Origin of the sequence: Gemmata algarum (genome assembly GCF_034097035.1) — a bacterium.
GTDB classification, from domain to species: domain Bacteria; phylum Planctomycetota; class Planctomycetia; order Gemmatales; family Gemmataceae; genus Gemmata; species Gemmata algarum.
This window is the reverse complement of the sequence record NZ_JAXBLV010000118.1, coordinates 1-709: the sequence shown is the minus strand read 5'-3', so window position 1 is coordinate 709 and position 709 is coordinate 1. Positions and strand designations below refer to the sequence as shown.

Below are 709 nucleotides of genomic sequence, written 5' to 3'. Positions count from 1 at the left end.
GTCAAGGTGAAGTTGGGCGTTGCGGTCGCCCTCGGGACCCTGTGGCGAGCCGTCGCCAAGCTCGGCCTGACGGTGAAAAAAAAGTCCCGCGGGCGTCCGAGCAGGACCGTCCGGACGTGAAGCAGAAGCGGGCCGATTGGAAGGCCACCCAACCGGCATTGGACCCGGACAAGGTGGTGTTCATCGACGAGACGTGGGCCAGCACGAACATGACCCGGCGTTATGGCCGGAGCCCCAGAGGGGAGCGGCTGGTGTGCCCGGTTCCGCACGGGCACTGGAAAACGACGACGTTTGTGGCGGCCCTACGGGCCGATGGGCTGACGGCCCCGATGGTGATCGATGGGGCCATGACCGGGGACCTGTTCGTGGCCTACGTGAAGCAGATCTTGGTGACCACGCTCCGGCCCGGTGATGTGGTGGTGATGGACAACCTGATCGGCCACAAGCGGGTCGCGGCCAAGCAGGCGATTGAGGCCGCGGGCGGCCAAGTGCTGCTCCTACCGCCGTACAGCCCCGACCTGAACCCCATCGAGTTGGCGTTCTCCAAACTCAAGGGGTTGCTCCGAGCCGCCGGGAAGCGAACCATCGACGGCCTATGGGACTTCTTGGGAAAAGCGGTGGATGCGTTCACACCCGACGAGTGCCGACGGTACATCCGGCACTGCGGATACGGAATCAATACCGCTACACTGAACTTAAAAAGAGACTA

The 709-nt window shown here is 63.8% G+C and carries 1 protein-coding gene; it reads left to right on the top strand.

Annotated elements, in window-relative coordinates; translation table 11 throughout:
* Positions 1-116: 116 nt before the first annotated feature.
* On the top strand, positions 117-709 hold a 593-nt coding region (locus R5W23_RS10960; RefSeq protein ID WP_320686356.1), incomplete at its 3' end, for an IS630 family transposase.